Below are 21,000 nucleotides of genomic sequence, written 5' to 3' on the forward strand. Positions count from 1 at the left end.
TCACGGGAGATGGGATCAAAGCTGAGCTGACGCGGTTAAAGTGCGCCGAGAGCCTTCATGACGATGCCCGGCGTCAGGATTTGCGGCAAGACCTGAACTTGCCCCTGGCGGTCATACAGCAAGTAAAGCGGGACACCGTTGCGGTCGAAGGCGGCCAAACCAGCGGTAATGGCCGGGTCTTGACGGGTCCAGTCGGCCTTGAGTAACACAACGCCCTGCTCGGCAAAGGCGGCTTGGACGGCATCATCGGCCAAAGCCGTGCGCTCATTGACCAGGCAGGAAATGCACCAGTCCGCAGTAAAGTCCACAAAAATGGGCTGGCCCTGTTCCTGCAACTGCGCGACTCGCTCTGGCGACCAAGTCTGCCAGCTACCATCTAGTCGCTGTTCGGCAGGAGGCAAGGCCAAAGGCGCCGCCAGCAGCACTAGGGCCATCAACCAGCCACTGCGCCGTGCAGCCGCGGAGGATAGCCAAAACTCGCCGTTGATCATTCGACTTACCGCCGCCAAGACGGCCAAGCTCGTCAATGCCGCAAGCAACGCGACAATGCCCGCCTGTCCGGCAACCACCCAAAACAGCCACAAAGCCGTTGCAAATAATGGCAAGGCCAACACATGTTTGACCTTATCCATCCAAGGACCAGGCTTGGGCAAGCGGCGGGCTAAAACGGGCACGATGGCCAAGAGCAGGATAGGCGCCGCCAAGCCTAAGCCCAAGCTCGCGAAGATGGCCATAGCAACGACGGCTGGTTGTGTAACGGCATAACCTAAGGCCGCGCCCATAAATGGGGCCGTACAGGGGCTGGCCACCACCACGGCCAGCACACCCGTAAAAAAGGCTTGGCGCGGGCCGTGGCCTTCGGTCAGGCTTTGGCCCAGGCCCATCCAACGACTCCCCAGTTGGGTCCATCCCAGCATCGCTAGCCCCAGGTAGCCCATCAGCACACCCAGGCCCGCGACCACCGCGGGATTTTGCAGCTGAAAGCCCCATCCCAGCGCTGCGCCACTGGCGCGCAGCGCTAGTAATAAACCGGCTAGCAACAAGAAGCTCAGCAGCACACCCAGGGTGTAGATCAGCGCCTCACGCCGCTTCTGACTGAGATTCTCTCCACGCGCCAGGCCCATGGCTTTGAGCGCCAGTACCGGAAATACGCAGGGCATGAGATTCAGCAGCACCCCGCCACCGAAAGCCAGCAGCAACGCCATGCCCACACCGAGACTCACCCCGGGAAGCTGCGCCGAGGAAGTGACCGGCGCCACCTCGCCCGGCACAAACTCCACCCAGCGGGCGCCGTTGCGCTCTAGCAGAAGCGCGCTCAAGCGAGTCGGTAGGACTGTGGAGGCCGGGTCCAATACTGGCCAGGTCAAACGCCAAGGGGCCTGCTGAGACCACCCTGGCCCGGCGGCGTGATTCAGCAGGTATTGCTGTGCCGGCAGTAGTTCTCCAGGTCGGGCCGACACCGACTGGGGCAGTTGCAAGCGCAGGCGCCCGTCAACAATTTGCATACGCCCCTGTTGCGCTATTTTTTCCTGCGGCAGCGCTTTTTGTGCCGCAGCAAAAACATCGGCATTCAGTTGGGGGCCTGGCGAACCAAGTCGGATGGCCTGCTCTAGCTCGGCCCAGCCAGGGATGCAGATGTCCTTACACACCAACCAATCCGCACGCGCTTCCAGCCTGAGCTCGGTGCCTGCTGGCGCCGTCGGCAAAGTGATGTCGTAGAGCAAAGTGTGGCTATGACCATAGCCATAGGTCAGCAGCTCGCCCTCCGGCAGTGGTTCCGGCACCGGCCAGCGCGGACCAGCGACCTGCATCCCCTCAATGCCTGAAAACGCGACCTGGGTCGCGCGCCCCGCATCTCCAGGGTTTTGCCAATAGGTATGCCAGCCTTTATCGGGAGTGAGCCGAACGGCGACAGAGATCGTGCTACCTGGCTCCACCTGTTCAGCAGGCAGAAATAGCTCAGCGAGCACAGGCTCTGGCCCCTGACCAAACTGGGCCTGCGCAAGCGGCACTAGCAACAGCAAAGCCAGCGTGGCCAACACGCGATAAAGCAGAGTGAGCATGCAGAATTTCATCAATGTTGAAGAATGGCGTCGGCCGCCGCACAGACGACTTGAGGGTGGAGTAACTCCATCACACCGGGCTCTTCGATTTTGCTGCCCCAGCGAAGTTCCGTAGCCGCTTTGCTGCGGAATTGCTGTGCAGCCTGGGCAAAAGCATTAGCGCAGTGGTCACGCCAATGGTAAGGGCCACTGCGGGCCGGATCCGTTGCCGCATACAGACCGAGCACAGGGATATCAGCCACCGTTCCCATATGAGCAGGTCCAGAATCCGGAGTAATCAACAAACGTGCCTGGCGGAGCAGCGCTAGAAATTGCGGCAAGGTGTCCTGCCCCACCAAGTTAGTCACCCCTGCGTCCAACTCCGCAGCAATGGCCGCAGCCGTCCTACGCTCCAGCTCTGTAGGCCCTCCGCACAGCACAATATGCAGACCCCAGCGGCGCTGCAGATGCTGCGCTAAGGCGATGTAGCCAGCCACCGTCCAGTTTCGCAGGCGATGACTAGAGCAAGGGCTAATCACCGCAAAAGGCTGGGACGGTGCATGCTGCTGCGCCCACTGCTCGTCGGCAGCCTGACTCGGCAAGCTCCAGTCCCATACCGGCGCGGCGCCCAAACTGGTCGCGAACTGCATCAAGGTCTGCGCAACATGCCCGCGCGGATGCGCCGGAATCCGCCGGTTAATAAACAAACTGTGGCCTTCCTTGGAGCGCATGGCGTCATAACCCAGGCGCACAGAGGCGCGCACCTTGCGGCTGAGCCAATTCGCGCGTAAAGACAGCTGCATCAACATCAGCACATCAAACTGCCGCCCACGGAGCGCCTCGCTGAGGGCTTGGCGCCCAGCCCGACCGGCCTTCTTATCGAACACGAGGAACTCCACGCCCGGTAACAGGCGCAGCAATTTGTGTTCAAAGCGGCCGATGATCCAGGTGATATGGGCCTGTGGCCACTGCGCTTGCAGGCTTTTCACCACCGGGATGATGTGGGTAGTATCTCCCAAGGCCGAGAGGCGGAGAATACAAATGGAGTTGGGAGCAGAGTTCAGAGCGGTCATCGCTGAAGTATGACGGAACTGGGCGAGGCTCCATGCTCAGACTGCATGTTTATTCTATTTAGTTATAGAACCTGGAAAGACATAGACACAATCCATATAGTACAGCCTCGTTTCTATTTGGCATGCGCTTATGTCCGCCTCCGCAGCCGCCGACACGACTTCCGGCGACGATACGCTGGTCAACAGTGCCGGCATCACTCCGAGCCAGCTCGCCGAGCTCAATGCGGAATTTGCGCCCTGCCACTTCGAAGAGCGGATTCGGAAGCTATACGACTACTTTGACGAATCTAGAACGCTGATCACCTCCAGCTTCGCGGCAACTTCGGCCTACTTTCTGCACATCATCCACCGCATTCGTCCCACCCAAAAGATCGCTTTTATTGATACCGGGTACCACTTCCAGCAAACCCTGGAGTACAAGGAGTACCTGAGCCAGCTGTACGGATTAGAGGTGTTCGCACTGAAAGCCGAGGACTGGAAGCATCAGTTCACTCAGGACGACAAAACCTGGGAAAAGAACCCCGACTTTTGCTGCAGCATCAACAAAGTCGAGCCTCTGGAAGCAGTCAAGCCCAACTACCATGTCTGGGTGTCCAGCCTGATGCGCTGGCAGACTGACCACCGGGCGGATATGGATATTTTTGAGATTCGTCGCGGAATCCTCAAATTCAATCCCATGATTGATGTCACTCGCGAGGAACGTGATGCTTACATTCGCGAGCATGACCTTCCCTTTCACCCACTGGTGGAACAGGGCTATCAATCCATTGGCTGCACCCATTGCACGCTCAAAGGCGATGACCGTAGTGGACGCTGGGCCGGCAAACCCAAAACCGAGTGCGGACTCCACCTTTAAGTCACCAGGTCCGGACACCGCCCTCAGCAAAGCGGAGCTCGCAACCAACTCTCTTAGTCATGGTTTGAAGTCGGCATGGCCGTTGCTTGCCCTTAGCCAGCGCTGAGTCTTAGATCGTGGACACGCCCCTTGGCGACACACGCTGCTAGCGTAGAATCCGACTTATAGACCGACTGCGGAGAAGACCATGTCTGGACTGCTGCACCAGCCGCGTGCACTGATTGCGCTGATGAGCGTTATGGCGCTGGTGGTAGCCTGCTCCACCTCGCCCACGGGTCGGCGCACACTCAAACTGTTTCCGGACGAACAAATGTCGGAAATGGGCGCCGCGGCTTATAACGAAACCAAGCAGAGCAGCACCATCTCCACGGATCCGGTCGCCCGGCGCTATGTCGCTTGTGTCAGCTCGGCCTTAACCCAACTGGTCCCGGGCAGCTGGGAAGTCACCCTCTTCGACGATGACTCTGCCAACGCCTTTGCTCTTCCCGGAGGCAAAATTGGCGTATTCACCGGCTTATTAGATGTGGCCACTAATGCGGACCAACTGGCCGCCGTCATCGGGCATGAGATTGCCCACGTTCAAGCCGAACACGCGAACGAACGCGTGTCCACTGGCTATGTGGCCCAAGCAGGACTGCAGATTGCCGATGCGGTATCCGGTGCCTACGGAGTCGCCAACCAGCGGCAAATCATGAGCCTGCTCGGCCTGGGCGCGCAGGTTGGTGTGCTATTGCCCTTCTCACGCGCTCAGGAATCCGAAGCCGATGTCTTGGGCCAAGTGCTGATGGCCAAGGCTGGCTTCGATCCTCGCGAATCGGTCAGCTTGTGGCAAAACATGGCCCGCCAGGCCCAAGGCCAACCTCCAGAATTTTTATCCACGCATCCCTCTCACGGCACGCGCATCGAAGAGCTGCGGCGCCAATTCAAGCAAACCGTACCGATTTACGAACAAGCTCGACAAAGTGGCCAAAGGCCGAACTGCCGCGACCCGCGTTGAGGTGCATTCTCTGCGACACTGAGGGGAACCGAAGGCGCTGAGCCATACCGCATCGGACCAATCAAGCTGGCCGCGAACCATGCAGGGGCCATGGATGAGGTCGCGGCTCGCGCAGGACACATTCATTTCCACCGGTCTGCCGGGGTTAGATACGCATGCACCAAATTGCCGACGTTGCCATCTACTTGGCAGCCGCACTGATCGCGGTTCCACTGTTTAGACGCGCTGGCTTCGGCGCGATATTGGGGTATTTGGCAGGCGGCGTTGTCATTGGCCCCCAAGTGCTCGGGCTCATTGGCGAGGTTGAAGCCGTGATGCAAATCGCGGAAATCGGCGTGGTCTTGCTGCTTTTCGTCATTGGCCTCGAGCTGAAGCCTATGCGCTTGTGGCGACTGCGCAATGCCATCTTTGGCGCTGGAAGCCTGCAACTATTGGCAGCGACTGCGCCGCTCGCGATTTTGGCTGGCAGCCTTGCCGGACTCAGCTGGCCCCACGCCGTGTTCCTAGGCTTCGCGCTAGGCCTGTCATCGACAGCCTTCGTCTTGCAAACCTTGGCCGAACAAGGCTCCCTCAACACCGACTATGGCCGCTCAGCATTCGGCGTATTGTTGTTCCAGGATTTAGCGGTTATTCCTGGCTTAGCCGTGTTGCCAGCACTAAGTGAAGCAGCAACCAACAGCGGTGACCCCGCCTGGATGGCCATTGGCAAGGGCCTTTTGGCCATTGTGGTTTTGGTTGTAGGCGGCAGCCTGCTGCTACGTCCCTTGTTCAAGATGGTTGCGCGCTGGGGTAGCGATGAAACCTTCACCGTAGCCGCATTGCTGGTGGTGATTGGTAGCGCTCTAGCGATGCAGGCGGCTGAATTGTCGGCTGGCCTAGGCGCCTTTCTCGCCGGAGTGCTGTTGGCCGAATCCGAGTATCGACATGAGCTAGAGGCCAACATCAACCCGTTCAAGGGCTTGCTGCTCGGCCTATTCTTCATCTCGGTGGGGATGTCAGCCGACCTGCAGCTACTCGCTGCCGAACCCCACATCATTATCGGCGGTGCGCTGCTACTCATCGTGATTAAAGCCGGCACGCTAGCGGGTATTGCTCGAGGCCTGCTGAAAATGCCCTGGCGAACAGCCTTGCCACTGGCACTCATCCTCGGCCAAGGCGGGGAATTTGCCTTCGTACTCTTCCATGCAGCAGAGGGGCTGCATGTGTTTCCTCACGCACTCACCGACCGCCTCATCGGCATCGTGATTGTGTCTATGCTGCTAACCCCTGGTTTGTTCATGCTCGCTAGCCGCATCGCCGAAGGCCGCGACGCGGATAGCAAACAGCCCTTTGACACCATCGACGACGAAAGCACGCCCGTGATCATCGCCGGCTTTGGCCGCATGGGCCAGATCGTGGCCCGCGTGCTGCACATGCGCGGCATTGCCTTTACCGCACTAGAGCGCGACGCCGAACACGTCGAGCTGGTTCGCCGCTTTGGCAACAAAGTCTATTTTGGCGAACCTGCCAGCCTGGAAACCTTGCGTGCGGCCGGCGCGCGCGACGCCAAGGTGCTGGTGCTGGCCTTAGACGACTACAATGCCGCCACGCGCATCGTGGATCTGGCCAAACGTCATTTCCCACATCTAGTGCTGATGGCCCGTGCCCGCGACCGCCAACAGGCCATGCACCTCATGGAGTTGGGTGTAGACGAAGTCATACGAGAAACGTGGCTATCCAGCCTGGAGCTCAGCGGCCATTTACTGCAACGGCTTGGTGACGACGAAGAGACCGCCCAGCAATCCATCGCCGTTTTCCGCGAGGCGGACGAGGGCCTGCTACGCAAACAACTCGAAAAACGCGAGGACACCGAGCACCTCATCGAAACCACACATACCCTCCGCAAAGATCTACGCGCGCTGTTCGAATCGGGGCAGGCCTTGCGCACGCCCGCGCCTGCTGGGTCAGCTGACTCTTCAGGCCCGCAAGAAACCCGATAAGGACCGACTGGCGCGCAGCCCAGCTGCAAATTTTTTTCTTCCAAACCCTTGCACGATTCTGTACACCCGTTATACTACGGGGCTTCGCGCAAGTCGGGGCTATAGCTCAGCTGGGAGAGCGCCTGCATGGCATGCAGGAGGTCGGCGGTTCGATCCCGCCTAGCTCCACCAAGCGTGAAAACAGTTTTAGGTCCCCATCGTCTAGAGGCCTAGGACACCGCCCTTTCACGGCGGCAACCGGGGTTCGAATCCCCGTGGGGACGCCATATAAAGACAAACCCGCCTTGTGCGGGTTTTTCTTTATCTGCGAACCGTACCGACCAACGCAAAGCTCAGACGTTCGACCAGTTGGTGCGAAAACCGTACCGGACGCCATGCTTGCCCTTCGCCACGGTGAGGCTCAGACTCCCCAGCCCTCTGAGGGCTTCGGTACGTGAAAACCTTTCAGACGCGATATGTGCTCTGCTTATTCCAGAGTTTCCCTATTAACAAGGTTTTCAAGCCAGGCTAAGTATTTTTGCGCACTTTCTTCTTGGCCATTACGCCAAAGGCACGGGCGGAGTACCTTCTAATAAGTGGCCCAAATCGCTGTGGAACAGCAAGTATCCAGCACGGCTCAGCACGGGCAAAGCCCGAAAATTGATCCCCCACCCTTGAGAAGGGCATATATGGCCTGATAGAGAACACTCGCGCGGGGTGGAGCGCACATCAACTTCAGGAAGCTTAAAAAAACCGAAGATAATCGCATTGTCCCCCAATGTGAGGAGTGTCCACCAAGCCGCACGGGATTTCGTGACGTAGCACAACGCGTGTCTAGGTGGCCACAGCTCCCAGCCCAAAGGCATGCTGGCCAAGGCCTAGAGACTCATTATCGCAACCTCATATGCAATCCGATATTGCGTCGCTGAGTTGCAGTTCGTCAGACGCTGGATCAGCACTTTAAAGGTGCTTCCTCACTGTCGAGTTCTTTGCCATCCCGCTTGCTTGAAGGTCTGGCTTAGCACACTATGCCTTTCACTTATAGCAAGTTGCCAAGGCCGAGGGGCTACTCAAATGAGCCCTTTAGGATTGTTTGCAGTCTTACGCGATGGTTCGATATGACACAGATGAGCGAGTGATCAAATGTCATAAGCGATGGCCAGCCAAAGCCTGCAAGGCATACTGCAGACGAATTCCTTACCGCGTCACTGCGGCGCAAAAGACGGCAGGATAGTTTAGGGCAGATAATCATTGCGTTCGCTGCAGCTGAACTCCGTGCATAGCAGATTGATGCAGCGCCACGTTGCTTTGAGTGCCTTAAGTCGGCAGAATTGCGGCAAACGCATGTACACATGACAGGAAGGACACATGCAACAGCTCTCCAAGTGGGCGCAGGTTTTTTTCGCCCTTGCGGTCCCAACCTTGGTTTGGGCTGAGACAACGGTGGGTGAAGTAGAGCGGCTTTCGGGCCGAGCGACTGTCGTCCGGCAGGCCAATACGGTAGATGCCATCACCGGATTGGCACTCTTTCAGGCTGACAAGCTTTCAACAGGCCCCGCGTCAACAATTTACGCCAGCTTGTTGGACGGCTCTAAGCTCGTACTAGGCGCAGACTCTGAATTAGTCCTTAGACAAGTCATCTACGATGCTGATCGCCCCCAAGATGGCCGTGTTTCCTTATTGCTACGACTCGGTGAGCTTGAGATGACTACCGGGGACGTTGCCGAATCGGGTGGACAAGTCATTCTTTCCACGCCCTTTGGAGATATTTACGCGAGCAATACCACCTTCCAAGTGTCTCTTAATGAGGGAAACGGTGGCCCTGTGCTAACAGTATCGAATGGGGCAGGCCAGCTGGAGATTCGGCGGGATGGGGTGGTGACCACGATCCCAAGTAATTCAACGCTAAGAGTCAATGATGGAGGACCAGTAAGGGTAGAGGCGGGTCCTGAGCCCAGAGATAACCTATTCTTTGATGCCGGCCCCGATACCTTAGATCGCATTGAGGCGGTGCCCACTCAGGCCCCAAGCCCTACAGACCCTCCCGGCCCCTCACTAACGCCCACACCCTCACCAACGGCATCGCCGTCACCGTCGGTTACGCCCACGCCTGCGCCAACTACATCACCGTCGCCTTCGCTCACGCCTACGCCTGCGCCAACGACATCACCGTCGCCTTCGCTCACGCCTACGCCTGCGCCAACGACGTCACCGTCGCCCTCACTCACCCCTACACCTGCACCAACGACATCACCGTCGCCTTCGCTCACGCCTACGCCTGCGCCAACGACATCACCGTCGCCATCGCTCACCCCTACACCTGCACCAACGACATCACCGTCGCCATCGCCATCGCCACCACCGCCGACAACAACCCCAACGCCACCAAGCCCGTTTTAAAAGGGCATTAGGTCTAAAAAGTTTGTTGGTTTGAATAAATTTAAAAACACGCCCGGAGGTTTACGTCGGTGATGCAACACTCTCGTATCGTTCATCTAGCAGTGGCAGTGTGGTGCTGCACACCGCTTACAGCCTTCTCTGCCCCGCCCGTAGATTTGGATGTAGCGCTGTCTTCTGTAGCGGTGGTCAACGACAACTTCTACAGCCGCGACATCAACTCTCAGAACGTAACAGGCGCGATCGTAACTCCGACTATTCGCTTACTACGCGCTGGCGCTCAGTTCAATAACTCTCTCCTGCTCAGTGCCAGCGGGGGAGCTTTCAATAGCTCGAGTGAAGACAGCTTTTTAGATTACTTGGCAAGTGCCAATTCTTTGTGGAGAGGCGGCTACCAATCAGTCGAAGTCAATGCGGCATATCAACGCGGTCACGACCCTTTTGGGGAGGTGCGCACAGAGGGAGATGATTCTGAGAACCGCCAGCTTGACCTTTGGACGGAGGCCAGGGGCCGGCTGAAATGGCGGCGAGACGGTCAAATCAGGGGAAGTGCATTTACTGAAGTCGATCTCAGTTTTTTTGAGAGAAACTACACCACAAACGAAGAGATAACGGCGTTTCTCAACCGCGAGGGTTACACCGCCGGAGCAATCATCGGTCTTAACTTAACGGCAAAAACAGGCGTCTTCACCAACCTGACCTATAGCGCTCTTGACTTCGAAAATGAAGTAGGTCAGTTTTTACGCTCGGGTGACACCACTGCCGGCCTACTCGGAGTTCGGTGGCAAGCGACCGCGCGGACTTCGGGAGATGTTCGCCTGGGGTATGCAGAACGTTCAGATGACTCTGGGTTTTCCCTAGAGGCGAGCTATTGGAGCGCAGAGATAACCATTCAACCCACGGCCACAGACTCGGTCCGTGTCGCTACGAATCGCACCTTCGATGCAAGCTACTTCTCTGGAACCGCATTTTTCGACTCCATGAACCATCAACTTTACTGGGAACGGAACTGGAACGAACGCTTTGTAGTCACTTTAGGTGGAGAGTTCAGAGAGCGTGAATTTATCCGTAGCGGAACCAGTGATGGAGACGATTTACTCCTTGCACAGTTCCGTGCTGAGTACACGCTGGATCGCGGCTTTTCCGTTTTCGGTCGGGTGCGGTATGTGGAACGTGAAGCGACTGCAGACACCCGCGATTTCGACGCCAGTCTTGTAGAACTGGGTTTCGACGTGAGCCTTAATTAAACTAACGCCGCCCAACACACAATAATGCAACTCGAGCATCCTATTGCGAGAGCACTCATGGCTTTGGCTCTTATAGCTTTGAGTGCCTGCGCAGACACACCCACTTTGCCGCAAGACACCGTACTTCGGTTGGCCACGCCATTCAGTGCTACCAATTACCTCATATCACCCACCGATACAGTACGAATTGACGTCTATCGGGAACCCGACCTCAGCGGCGAGTACTATGTAGACCCTTCGGGAACGATCAATTTTCCTCTGCTCGGGAGGGTTGGAGTTGCTGGCGAGACAGTCTCTGCGCTTGAAAATAAACTCAGGCTTTCATTGAGCCAAGGCTACCTTGTTGATCCCGATGTTCGGGCTTCAATAAGTAAGTTCAGGCCAATCTATATCACAGGGGCAGTAGCCAAACCTGGAGCCTACCCGTTCACACCAGGGATGACGGTCCAGCAGGCGATCGTACTCGCTGGCGGAGAAACTCGGTTTGCCGCCGACCGCTACTACCTCCAACGAAACAACGACTCCACGGACAAACAGCTCCGGATTAGTAATCGTAGCGTGCTATTCCCCGGGGACGTCATCATTATTGGCGAGCGTGTTTTTTGATTAACTCCGGACGACCTCCACGGCCAAGCGAAGATCTTGGAGGCTTCTCGGAAGACCTCCCAGGCACCGTCAGCTTATCTGACCTACTGGCGATGGTGCGGAGGAACCTCGTTCTGTTAGCGGGACTTCCTCTTCTTGGTGCATTTGCACTGACCTATCATGCGATCTCTCAACCAAAGCTTTATCAGGCCTCGGCCCTATTACAGCTTGACCCTCGTCCGGCGAAAGTACTCGCGCGTGATGATGAATTGTATGATCCAGGGTATGAGTCTATTAGTTACTACGGAACGCAGCGCAGGATATTAGAAAGCCGTAAACTGGCATCGCAACTAGCAAAACGGCTTGATTTGGCTGAGCTAGAGGAATTTGGTGGGCCAAAATTGCAAGAGCCTCCTAAGTGGTCAACATGGCTTAGCGCACTCCCAGGTCTCCCGGACCCGCCAGAGCCAGAGCCCGTTTCCGAGGACAAGCGCTGGGAAAGAACGGTTGCCAGGGTGCAAAATGCAATCTCGGCGCGGCTTGCCCCAACGACCACCTTATTTGAAGTCAACTTTAGCTCCCGTAGCCCTGAGCTTGCCGCACAAGCTGCGAATGCCCTGTGCGACCTCTATGTAGAAGAGCTCCTACAGGCTCGACTGGATATTTATGCCAAAGCGAATAGCTGGCTGAACAGCAAGCTAAACACGGTTCAGGGCGACCTTAGTGAGGCAGAACAAGCCTTACAAAGTTTCCGAGATGCCCGCGACATCGTCAATGTCGGAGGTAATCGTGGACTTATGGAAAGCGAAGTCACGGATGCTACCCGGCGACTTCGAGAGGCGGAACGAGAGCGTCAGAGACTTGAGAACCTTTACCGAGAGATTCAACGGCTTACCCAAGAGGGTGCAGACTTAGGGGGGGCAGAACCTCTGCTTGCAGACCCTGCCTTGCGGCAAGCAGGTCGAGCGTACCTGACTGCACGCGCACAACTCGATGAGCTTGAGTCCCGCTACGGCAAACGTCACCCACAATACCTTGCTGCTGAAACACGCTACGAGTCGCTTGAAACAACGTACAAAGAGCAGCTCGCCTCGAATGCCAGGGGCGTGCTCGCTGAGTTAGAGAGCGCCCGGAATACCGAAGCCCAGCTCCGACGTCAGAAGAGGGAGGTGGAGCAAAAGCTGCGCTCGCTCGACCGGTCGGAGTTTGAGCTCAATATGCTCGAACGAGAAGTTCGGAGCAACCGCCAGCTATACGATGCCTTCTTAACCCGTTTCCAGGAAACAGAGAGCAACTCCAGCTTTTCAGAAGCGAACGCACGAATCGCAGATCCTGCTGTACCACCGCGGGGGGCCTATGAGCCAAATGTACGCAAACAGGCCTTGACGGGCTTTGCTATTGGAGCCGCGATCGCCCTCTTACTAACACTGTTCCGTGAGACGCTTCGCTTTAAGATTGAGTCACCAGATGAGCTTGAACAACTCTCGACAGCGCCACTATTGGGTGTGGTCCCGCACTCCAGGGCTCGCCATTTGGATAAACATCTCGTGCAGCATATGCATGATGATGCGCGCTCACCTTTTGCGGACGCGGTGCGAAGTTTAAAAACAGCCATACTGATGAATAGAGAGGCCGGCGATAAATGTCTTTGTCTCGCCATCACCTCCACAGAACCCGCCGAGGGCAAATCAACGATCACCACGGCAATGGGCTGTGTATTCGCTGCTAATGCACGCGTTCTCCTCATCGACACGGATCTTCGCAGGCCGAGGTTGGCACGAATTTTCGGAACTAGCAGTTCGAAAAATCCCGGACTTGCTGACATCCTTCAAGGAAAGTCCAGCTTCGAAAGCGCTGTTCAAACTGACGAGCTGAGCGGTCTCAGCTTCTTACCCGCTGGGCAGCCCCCCCCGAACCCCGCGCTTCTGCTTGAGTCGACCGCGTTCAAATCTTTAGTGCAATACGTGCGTGAGAGGTATGACTTCGTATTCTTTGACACTCCTCCAGTCTTGGCGACGAGCGACGCACTCCACCTTGCTGACAGCGTGGACGGATATGTAGTAGTCGCAAGAGCAGAACGCACACATAGAAAAGCTTTCGCTGGAGCACTGAAGCGCTTAGATGGGTCAGCAGCTCTCGTACGAGGCACCATCTTGAACGATGCCTCGACCAAGAGAAGTGCTTATGGCCAAGGCTACTACTACTATGGGTCAAGTTATAGATATTAAGCTTGGTGCAACATTCGATGGTTTTCCGCCTCACTGAGCATGCTCTTAAAAATTTATGCCCTCACTATGGTGGCCGCTGCATGCTTTTGGAGCTACAGCGAGATTTTGGAAGCGCAGGAGATGCTTGCCTGGCGCCAGCCGGCAACCGCTCCTCATCCCATGCAGCTCTCGCCGCTACTAGATGGGCGCCGAATGGCAAATGTAAGCAGGGAAGCGCTTTACACCAGACTTGATCTTGCGGTTCAGGCGCTGGAAGTCGCGCTGCAATCGGACCCACTGAATCCAGACCTGTGGAGTCTACTCTCGCAAGGATATTTTTACTCCGGCCTGCTTGATCAAGGCAGTATGGCCAGCGAGCGGGCACTGCAACTCGCTGCGGGCAATAGGATTATCGCCTTGGAACAAGGCGTAGTCGCAGCCGACTTCTTCACAACGGTGAACTCCAGCACTCGGCGGCTATGGTCGCAGAATGTGAGCCGCTTGCAGGATGAAGTACCCAATCCATTCCTGCTGCGGCTGATTGGTACCAAAAGGCTAGGGAAGGCTTGTCAGCACTTTCCTCCGCACGCCAACTTTGCCAAGGCATGTGCAAGAGTACAACGAGAGCTTTCTAAATGAGTCGGCGTGTACAACACAGCTGGGCACTTGGAATGTTGGCACTGATCATCCTGAGCCTGTCCCGAGGGGGAATGACAGACGCCTCGCAATGTGGCGCAATGATCTTATGCGCTCTTAGCCTCCTGATATGCCCGCGGCCACAAAGGGGGTCAATCGACCCCTGGCTTACAATCGCCCACCTTTGCTGGGCCATATGGCTTGCTTGGCAGGTCACCACACTTGTCCCCCTTACAGACGCATGGCTTCGCACACTGTCACCGTTCAGTTATCAAGCCTGGCTTGACCTCGGCACACGGGTTACATCGGATAATCCATGGAACAGCATCAGCGTGCGACCCACTGAGAGCATGCGGTATTTGCTTTTGTCTGCCAGTTATTATTGCCTCTGGACATCATTCAACTGGCAGCTTAGACAAAGCCCGCAAGTTCTCAGGTGGACACTGACGGCAATATCCGTCTTGGGTTTGTTTCATGCCGTCTACGGCACTTTGGCGCATAGCGGGGTGGTTAGCTGGAATTTATTAGAGCCAGCAGGCTACGTCCACAGCCATTCCGCCCACGGTACATTCGCGAACCGCAACCACTACGCTGCATTTCTAACTCTCTGTGCCTCAGCAACGATCGCAGCGATGCTGGGCAACCGACGGCATGACCGCTCTAGCAGTCGGTCTCTAGTCCGCTCAGCCCTGGACTTTCTCAATCAACCCAGCTGGCTATTTCGAGTCGTGTTACTCACCATTGTCATTGGAATCGTCCTATCACGGTCCCGCATGGGGAATACGTCGTTCGCGATCGCAGCGGGCGTGTTCGGCCTCGCCTGGCTCTTACAAACCACGACCGTAAAAGAGTTTGTCCGCGTCGGCCTTATCTTCACCAGCATCATTGTCGTTGACATACTAATAATCAGTGACAAGTTCGGACTAGATGTTGTCGTACAGCGGCTGGAGTCCACGCAACTCGACTCCAGCAATCGTGCGCAAGTGCGAGAAGTCAATCGTGAACTCCTTGCCCGAGCTCCATGGACTGGCACCGGATTAGGCAGCTATTTTGTCCTCGAGCAAGCAGAACTCAAGCGCTTTGAAGACTGGTTATATATCTACGCTCATGACGACCACACCCAGCTCAGGCTTGAGGCCGGCTTGCCCGGATATGTGGTCTTAAATTTACTCGTCCTGTGCCATCTCGGCATGGCCGCACGCACATTACGCTCGCGAAGACGGGTCTACAGGGCATCGTCTGCGGCAACCTTCATGGTGGTCACTGCAGCAGCCATTCATTCCACTGTTGAGTTCAATGCATACATTCCCGCTTGGGCCGCACTGTTCGTTGTAATTCTTGCATTGACAACTGCGCCCCCGTCACGGAGAAGATCAAGACGGCCAAATAAAACCATAGACTATAGTGAGGGGGTCCAGCGGCGCGTAATGCCTAAGCCGGCTTTTGGAACACCAGGATAATGGTTCTCAAAAGAATCCTCATATCCAGCGCTATCGACCAATGTTCGATGTACCACAGGTCAAATTCAAGCCGCCGCTTCATCTGCTCTGAGCTCCGCACTGGCCCACGGTGACCATTGATTTGGGCGAGCCCGGTCATTCCCGGCAGCACGCGATGCCTGAGCCTGTAACTAGAATCCAAATCTGCAGCGGCCTGGTTCATACTCGACTCATGTGGCCGGGGTCCAACGAGGCTCATTTCTCCTCGGATGACGTTCAGTAGCTGCGGTAGCTCATCGAGCGACCAGCGACGAAGAAACTCCCCGACTCGCGTGAACCTCGGATCGTTTGGCCGAACCTGACGCATTCTCGTAGCCTCAGGAGCATACCTGAGGGTTCTGAATTTAATGATGGAGAAGATTCGGCCATTAACTCCATGGCGATTCTGGCGGAAGAATATTGGCCCAGGACTATCCAAACGAACGGCGATAGCAATCATGATCAGAATAGGAGAAAGCGCGATGACTCCTAGTGCGGCGCAACACCGATCAAAAACAAGCTTGAATAATCCTCTCAGGCCACGTGCGGGCTGAGGACTCAAGCCAATAACAACTTGAGTCCCGACATGCTGAATGGCATCGGATAGCACCGTGTAACCGTCTAAGTTGGGAATAAAGCAAACATCGAATAATTCCAAGTGGCTAGAGTAAAAAAGGTGCTGGAGAACAGTATCTGTAGAAGGTGATTGGAGCACCCAAACTTCGTCGACAGCGTCTACGAAGTCTTTGTTGAGTTTGGAAACCGCCTGCTCTGCTGTGCCTGAGGACGACAGTCCCGCGACTCGCGAAGCAGGCCCGAAATACGCCACAAAAACGACTTCTTCACCCACGCGTTCGCTAACTTGAGCGATGACGCTGCGAGCATGGGTAGCTTCGCCTATAAGAGCTACTCGGCGTACTCCCACGCCTTGGCTCAGCAGCCATCTACGGCAGTAAACCAGCAGTCCCCTAAGGCCCAAAAATCCGAAACATGCACTCAAATACCAAGTGCCCATCCAAAGACGGGAAAATTGAGCAGAGACCTTGAACATCACGGTTAGCACTAGGGCTGCCGCGAACAGAAGCGACCATCCCACAAGTGCGGTCGTAACTATTCGGTAATCTTGAGCCAAGCCACCAACGTGATATCCACCAAAAACGAAAATACACAGCGGGCTCGCCAACCCCACTAGCGTAATCAGTACGCTGTATTGATCGCGCCCAAGGAGAGCGTGGTCGTGTACAAACTGACCGAGTAGCCAGCTGCCCGCATAGCCCGTGGCGACCACCATGAGTACGTCCAAAGCGGCTAGGCCAAACATCATCCCTACAATGAACTGTTCGTAACCACTGCGGCTGTTGCGCCGCCCAAGCGTTTGCGAGCTACGCCCAAAGTTCTCAATTGCCTCTTTGTGGCTAGTCATTGCTATGACCCATTGACACTAAGGACAAATAGCCGAGAAAGTTTGGCGTGTCATAAGGGACCTTTACCTGCGGATTTGATATCAGGGTTGACTCGTGCACAAGAGGGGCGAGTCCTATCGGCGATAGCGCTATTTGCGTAGTTGGCGACCTCACAACACCGAGATAGACCCGTCCAAGTGAGCGGCACTCGACAAGAACGCTTTAGCGACCGAAGACCCAAGACACTCACGGGAAGAATGACGAAGAGACACGCATGTGATCCCTGTGCCTTGACTATGTCTATGCCTGCCTTAGTCACGAACGGAAACTTCTCCGCTGGCCTGGAAGTACCTAGACCAGACCCAATGTTCGGATGGGGCACCATGGCCATCTCCGACACCCCTCTCCCACTAGTTCAAAACTTTCACTTAAGTCTAGCTCTTTTGACAATGCAAGGGTGCATGCGCAATAGCGTGACCATCTTCCTGTGACTGGGCTATCCAGTGCTATGACAACAGTACTCGGGGGTTCGAGCACCTGCCTAACGTTTTTGACTTCAATGCTGAAGTGCATTTTTCCGGCGAGTACGCGAGCACTTTGCACTCAACACGCGGTGACAACCCACTCTGTTAAACAGCTTCCTCACCAGTGAGGATCAACGTAATCAACACCACGGCGAATATTGATGCTAAAGCGTCGCAGAATCAGCAATCAACTCGGTGAGTGGCGAAGTACGAAGAATACCTGTGAGTTAAGCACGCCATGAAACCATGGAAATGGTGAAAATTGAGTGTCGATCACCGAGAACCCGCTGGCTTCGAACTTTGGCCTTAAGCTCTTATGCGAAAACCCGATATGGCTCGGAATATAGCTACAGTTTGCAGGCCCTGGAAATCGCCCCACCGGCATATTGAGAGCGGACTTCAGTATATTCGGCCACGTCCCCCCGTGATGTGGTTTTCGGAGCATCTTTCGTATGCAGTTCTTCAGCAATCCACTCACGCCAGTTTCAATGGGTACCGAAATGATGAGGACACCCGTCGGCGATAACAAGGATTGTAGTTCTTCCAGTGACCGCAAAAGTATGCGCTCGGGCAAGTGCTCCAACACTTCTAAGCAGAAGATCAGGTCATACTTCGCCACGCCCAAGTTCGAGTATTGCCGCTCGGCGATGATCCTTCCGCCAGAGATCTCGTCGAGCGCATTTTGCCTGAGCTGTTCGTGCATGTGCCCCAATGGCTCATAAGCGGTGACTTGTGGGGCTTTGCTCAGTAAACGCTTAGCAAAATGTCCGTCACCAGCCCCGTAATCTAGCACCTCCAAACCCTTGTAGCGGGTTGCCAGTGCAAGAGCCGTCTCAAATCGAGTGTTGTGAGCATGCCGCTTGACCCAAGAGCCGCTCTGCGTTGTTATCTTGCTGTACATCCTGGCACCAAAGGTTTGTTCGCTCGAGGTTCACACGTTCCGCGAAAACGAAGTTGCCGCCAGCACGGTCAAAGACATAGACACGTGACCACCCAAGATGTTGTCTGCATCATGGCGCCTCCTTCCCCAACATTGTCGCGGCTCAAGCGCAACTATAAGACAATCAGCAATTTAGAACGCCGCCATAATCTGCAGACGTGGTCTTGTTCCCGAAGGAGCCACCACAGATGTCATGGGATTTTCATTCAACAGAGTGATCAGGAGTCTCAGCGTCTAGCATCGTTAAGGCTTAGACCAGCTCAGGTATGCCGGAAACCGTCAAAACAGTGAGCTCCTTCTACCGAGATTCTGGAGCATCGGTCGGCGCGTTCTACTAGTGGCGGAACCAGTTTGGGGGTCTACACGTCAACGCGGCCAAGCAGCCGCTTGCATTCCAGGCGATGAGTCTAGAGCTCAAGGTTTCGCCTTCCCCATTTCATGGGGCAGCGGCACTATGCATGCGTTTATCCGGCGAGCATCCATTCAAACTCGGTCCCCTTGAGGTAGCTAGCAACCTCGCCAAAATTCATGATCATTGACGACAGCGGAAAGGGATTGACTCTTCGCATGCGTAACTCATATCGCTCGGGCGAGATGCCCACATGCTCGCAGACCTTACGGTAAGCGCCTTCCACCCCTGGCTCTATGTCATTTTCAAAAACGAGCTGAAGCAATTGGCTTTGGGGGAGCGCCTCGATCATATTTCGCTGAAATTCGAGGTACCACCGGAGTACAAAAAGAAGGTCTCCATTCCCAGGCCCACTGGGTGCCTCAATATCTACCTTGACACTGCGCGGCAGCTCCAGGGCACCGTCATGCGAAAGCTCTTTCCGACCTTGGTGATACACAAATAGACCAGAAACCAAGGCGCGCAGGGCATTTCGACGAGTAAGTAGGATGTAGTGAGTGCAACCTAGTTTTTGCAAAAGCTGAACGTACTCTTGTGGCGTTTGAGGCACACAGCGAGAGCTGAAGTGCATGGCTTTTGTTTCAAACCCCATGACGCCGCTTGAGGCTGCGCAAACCGAACGCCGAATGACCTCTTCAACCCACGGCCGAGTTGGCTCAAAGCCAGGGCAATAGCTGCGAACTCCATCAAAGATCTCACCACTCCAGCGCACTTGTGAATGTTGCCGCAACACGTCGGCGAGAAGCGTACTTCCGCAGCGACCACTATGGAACATGGCCACCTGAGAAATCTTCGGCGTCCCCCAGAGTCGTTGACGACAATTATTCGCGAACCGCAGGCGACGTAGATCGGCGCCCAGCCATGGCCCTATGTGTTTGGACATTCGGTGTAATGGCACTAGTGCGTCGATTCCAATCTGGATGTTTTCGGTGGAGAAGAGATTCTCGAAGCAGAATAAGTTAAGGCGTCTGCAGTGACTTCAGGCTCATGAGAAAGTCGCCCAGAATCCTATCAATATTTAAGTTTTCCTCGGCGTACGCGCGCGCACGCGATCCAAGCCGTAACCGCAGGCTAGCCGAGGCGGCAAGGTCTTGGATGGCGCGCACCAAAGCTTGTTGATCTTCTGGGGGCACGCAAACGCCCCCACCAGACTTGGAGATAGTTTCCGCAAGGGCTGTGCCCGCTTCTGCAGTCACAATACTGGGTCTAGCCGCCGCAAAAATATTGGCCAGTTTGGATGGCATAACTAGATCTGCTGCGGCACGCTGCTGAAGAACAACATGTATGTCTGCAGCCGCTAGTATGGAAGGAAGCTGCTCTCTTGGCTGTAACGGGAAGAACTTAACATTGGTCACTCCGAGGTCACTGGCTTGCGCCTCGAGGCTTGCTCTCGCCGCGCCTTCACCAATCATCACGAAAGTAATGCGTGCATCGTTCTGTAGAGCCTGAGCAGCTTCTAGCAGCCCACCAAGGCCTTGCTTAAAACCCATATTCCCCGCGTACAGCACAAGTACTTGATCTGAACGGACCCCTAACCTACTGCGCACCTTGGTGCCATCCTCTTGCGAAGAGATTTCTTGCAGGTCCGCCCAGTTGGGAACCAACAAACATTGTTGTTGGCTCACGCCCTTTGCGACGATCTTATTGAGCATGGCTGGACTCACTGTTGACACCAGTGCAGCCCTCTGAAGCAGCTTCTCCTCCAGGAAAAACAGCAGTCGCCGTAGACGCCTACCGCTAAGCATACCGAGTTGAAGAGCGGCATCAGCCTGCAAATCTTGGACATGAGCCACTCGTGGAACATTCCGTAGCGCGCAGTACAGCCACGGCCAAATCATTGCTTGCAGAGGCGGAACAACGACGACCATAGCGTCTGGCTTAGCTCGAATAAACAGCCGCCGGAGCCAATACATTACGCCGCGCAAATTGAAGCTCGTTTCCAGGGCAATTCGGCCCTTTGCCCCAAGGTTATGCTCGCGAGGAATATAGTGCGGAATCCTTTCAACAGGAACACCGTCAACTGTCTCGCACAGGACTCTCCAGGGGGATACTCGCCCCTCATACGCCGGATCGAGGCGCCATGCCGGGTAATGGGGAAACCCACAAACAACGGTCACCTGCAACCCTCTTTGCACAAACCAACGGGCCATATCAGCGGTGAATTTCCCAATGCCGGTCGGCTCGGGGGCATAGTTCAAGCTGAGGATTTCAATCCGCATTCGCCCCTCAGTTTTCTTTGGTCTTCCGT

15 protein-coding genes and 2 tRNA genes are annotated in these 21,000 nt (G+C 55.7%); 11 read left to right on the forward strand and 6 right to left on the reverse strand.

Translation table 11 applies throughout. From position 1 onward, the window contains the following. Positions 1-35 precede the first annotated feature (35 nt). A complete protein-coding gene (locus KI787_11795) occupies positions 36-2,063 on the reverse strand; it encodes a thioredoxin family protein (GenBank protein ID MBV6630636.1) in 2,028 nt (675 codons plus the stop codon). Between the two features lie 11 nt (positions 2,064-2,074). Further along, the gene (locus KI787_11800; GenBank protein MBV6630637.1) at positions 2,075-3,115 is read right to left on the reverse strand and encodes a glycosyltransferase family 9 protein; all 1,041 of its coding nucleotides are present in this window, start codon (positions 3,113-3,115) and stop codon (positions 2,075-2,077) included. A 130-nt stretch (positions 3,116-3,245) separates the two neighbouring features. Here KI787_11800 and KI787_11805 point away from each other — a divergent pair, with 130 nt between their 5' ends. The 11 genes from KI787_11805 (at position 3,246) to KI787_11855 (ending at position 15,458) form a co-directional block, all read left to right on the forward strand. Beyond that, complete coding sequence (locus KI787_11805; protein MBV6630638.1) at positions 3,246-3,971, forward strand: phosphoadenylyl-sulfate reductase; 726 nt, start codon at positions 3,246-3,248, stop codon at positions 3,969-3,971. Between the two features lie 187 nt (positions 3,972-4,158). Continuing rightward, positions 4,159-4,968 carry a M48 family metallopeptidase gene (locus KI787_11810; protein ID MBV6630639.1) on the forward strand — a complete coding sequence of 270 codons (810 nt, stop codon included), beginning with the start codon at positions 4,159-4,161 and terminating at the stop codon, positions 4,966-4,968. A gap of 155 nt (positions 4,969-5,123) precedes the next feature. Beyond that, positions 5,124-6,947: a monovalent cation:proton antiporter-2 (CPA2) family protein gene (locus tag KI787_11815; GenBank protein MBV6630640.1), complete on the forward strand. Its 1,824-nt coding sequence runs from the start codon at positions 5,124-5,126 to the stop codon at positions 6,945-6,947. Positions 6,948-7,042: 95 nt separating this feature from the next. Continuing rightward, positions 7,043-7,118: transfer RNA gene (locus tag KI787_11820), tRNA-Ala, on the forward strand. Positions 7,119-7,137: 19 nt separating this feature from the next. Then, positions 7,138-7,213, forward strand: a tRNA-Glu gene (locus tag KI787_11825). A 1,081-nt stretch (positions 7,214-8,294) separates the two neighbouring features. Then, on the forward strand, positions 8,295-9,326 hold the full coding sequence (locus tag KI787_11830; protein MBV6630641.1) for a FecR domain-containing protein: 1,032 nt from the start codon (positions 8,295-8,297) through the stop codon (positions 9,324-9,326). A 68-nt stretch (positions 9,327-9,394) separates the two neighbouring features. Then, on the forward strand, positions 9,395-10,570 hold the full coding sequence (locus KI787_11835; GenBank protein MBV6630642.1) for an outer membrane beta-barrel protein: 1,176 nt from the start codon (positions 9,395-9,397) through the stop codon (positions 10,568-10,570). A 57-nt stretch (positions 10,571-10,627) separates the two neighbouring features. After that, positions 10,628-11,176: a polysaccharide export protein gene (locus KI787_11840; protein ID MBV6630643.1), complete on the forward strand. Its 549-nt coding sequence runs from the start codon at positions 10,628-10,630 to the stop codon at positions 11,174-11,176. After that, positions 11,173-13,383: a polysaccharide biosynthesis tyrosine autokinase gene (locus KI787_11845; GenBank protein ID MBV6630644.1), complete on the forward strand. Its 2,211-nt coding sequence runs from the start codon at positions 11,173-11,175 to the stop codon at positions 13,381-13,383. The genes KI787_11840 and KI787_11845 overlap by 4 nt, the downstream gene beginning before the upstream one ends. Before the next feature lie 39 nt (positions 13,384-13,422). After that, positions 13,423-14,001, forward strand: coding sequence for a hypothetical protein (locus tag KI787_11850; protein MBV6630645.1), 579 nt, complete (start codon positions 13,423-13,425; stop codon positions 13,999-14,001). Positions 14,002-14,348: 347 nt separating this feature from the next. Continuing rightward, positions 14,349-15,458: an O-antigen ligase family protein gene (locus KI787_11855; protein ID MBV6630646.1), complete on the forward strand. Its 1,110-nt coding sequence runs from the start codon at positions 14,349-14,351 to the stop codon at positions 15,456-15,458. On the opposite strand, the gene KI787_11860 is transcribed toward KI787_11855, so the two are convergent. From KI787_11860 to KI787_11875, 4 genes are all read right to left on the reverse strand, one after another. Then, a complete protein-coding gene (locus KI787_11860) occupies positions 15,430-16,899 on the reverse strand; it encodes an exopolysaccharide biosynthesis polyprenyl glycosylphosphotransferase (protein MBV6630647.1) in 1,470 nt (489 codons plus the stop codon). The two genes, KI787_11855 and KI787_11860, sit on opposite strands and share 29 nt — an antisense overlap. Before the next feature lie 691 nt (positions 16,900-17,590). After that, on the reverse strand, positions 17,591-18,304 hold the full coding sequence (locus tag KI787_11865; GenBank protein MBV6630648.1) for a class I SAM-dependent methyltransferase: 714 nt from the start codon (positions 18,302-18,304) through the stop codon (positions 17,591-17,593). A gap of 503 nt (positions 18,305-18,807) precedes the next feature. Further along, on the reverse strand, positions 18,808-19,533 hold the full coding sequence (locus tag KI787_11870) for a hypothetical protein (protein MBV6630649.1): 726 nt from the start codon (positions 19,531-19,533) through the stop codon (positions 18,808-18,810). Between the two features lie 178 nt (positions 19,534-19,711). Beyond that, entirely contained in the window at positions 19,712-20,971 is a 1,260-nt protein-coding gene (locus KI787_11875; protein MBV6630650.1) for a WcaI family glycosyltransferase, read from the reverse strand. Positions 20,972-21,000 lie beyond the last annotated feature (29 nt).

Origin of the sequence: Oceanococcus sp. HetDA_MAG_MS8, from assembly GCA_019192445.1 — a bacterium.
Lineage (GTDB): Bacteria > Pseudomonadota > Gammaproteobacteria > Nevskiales > Oceanococcaceae > MS8.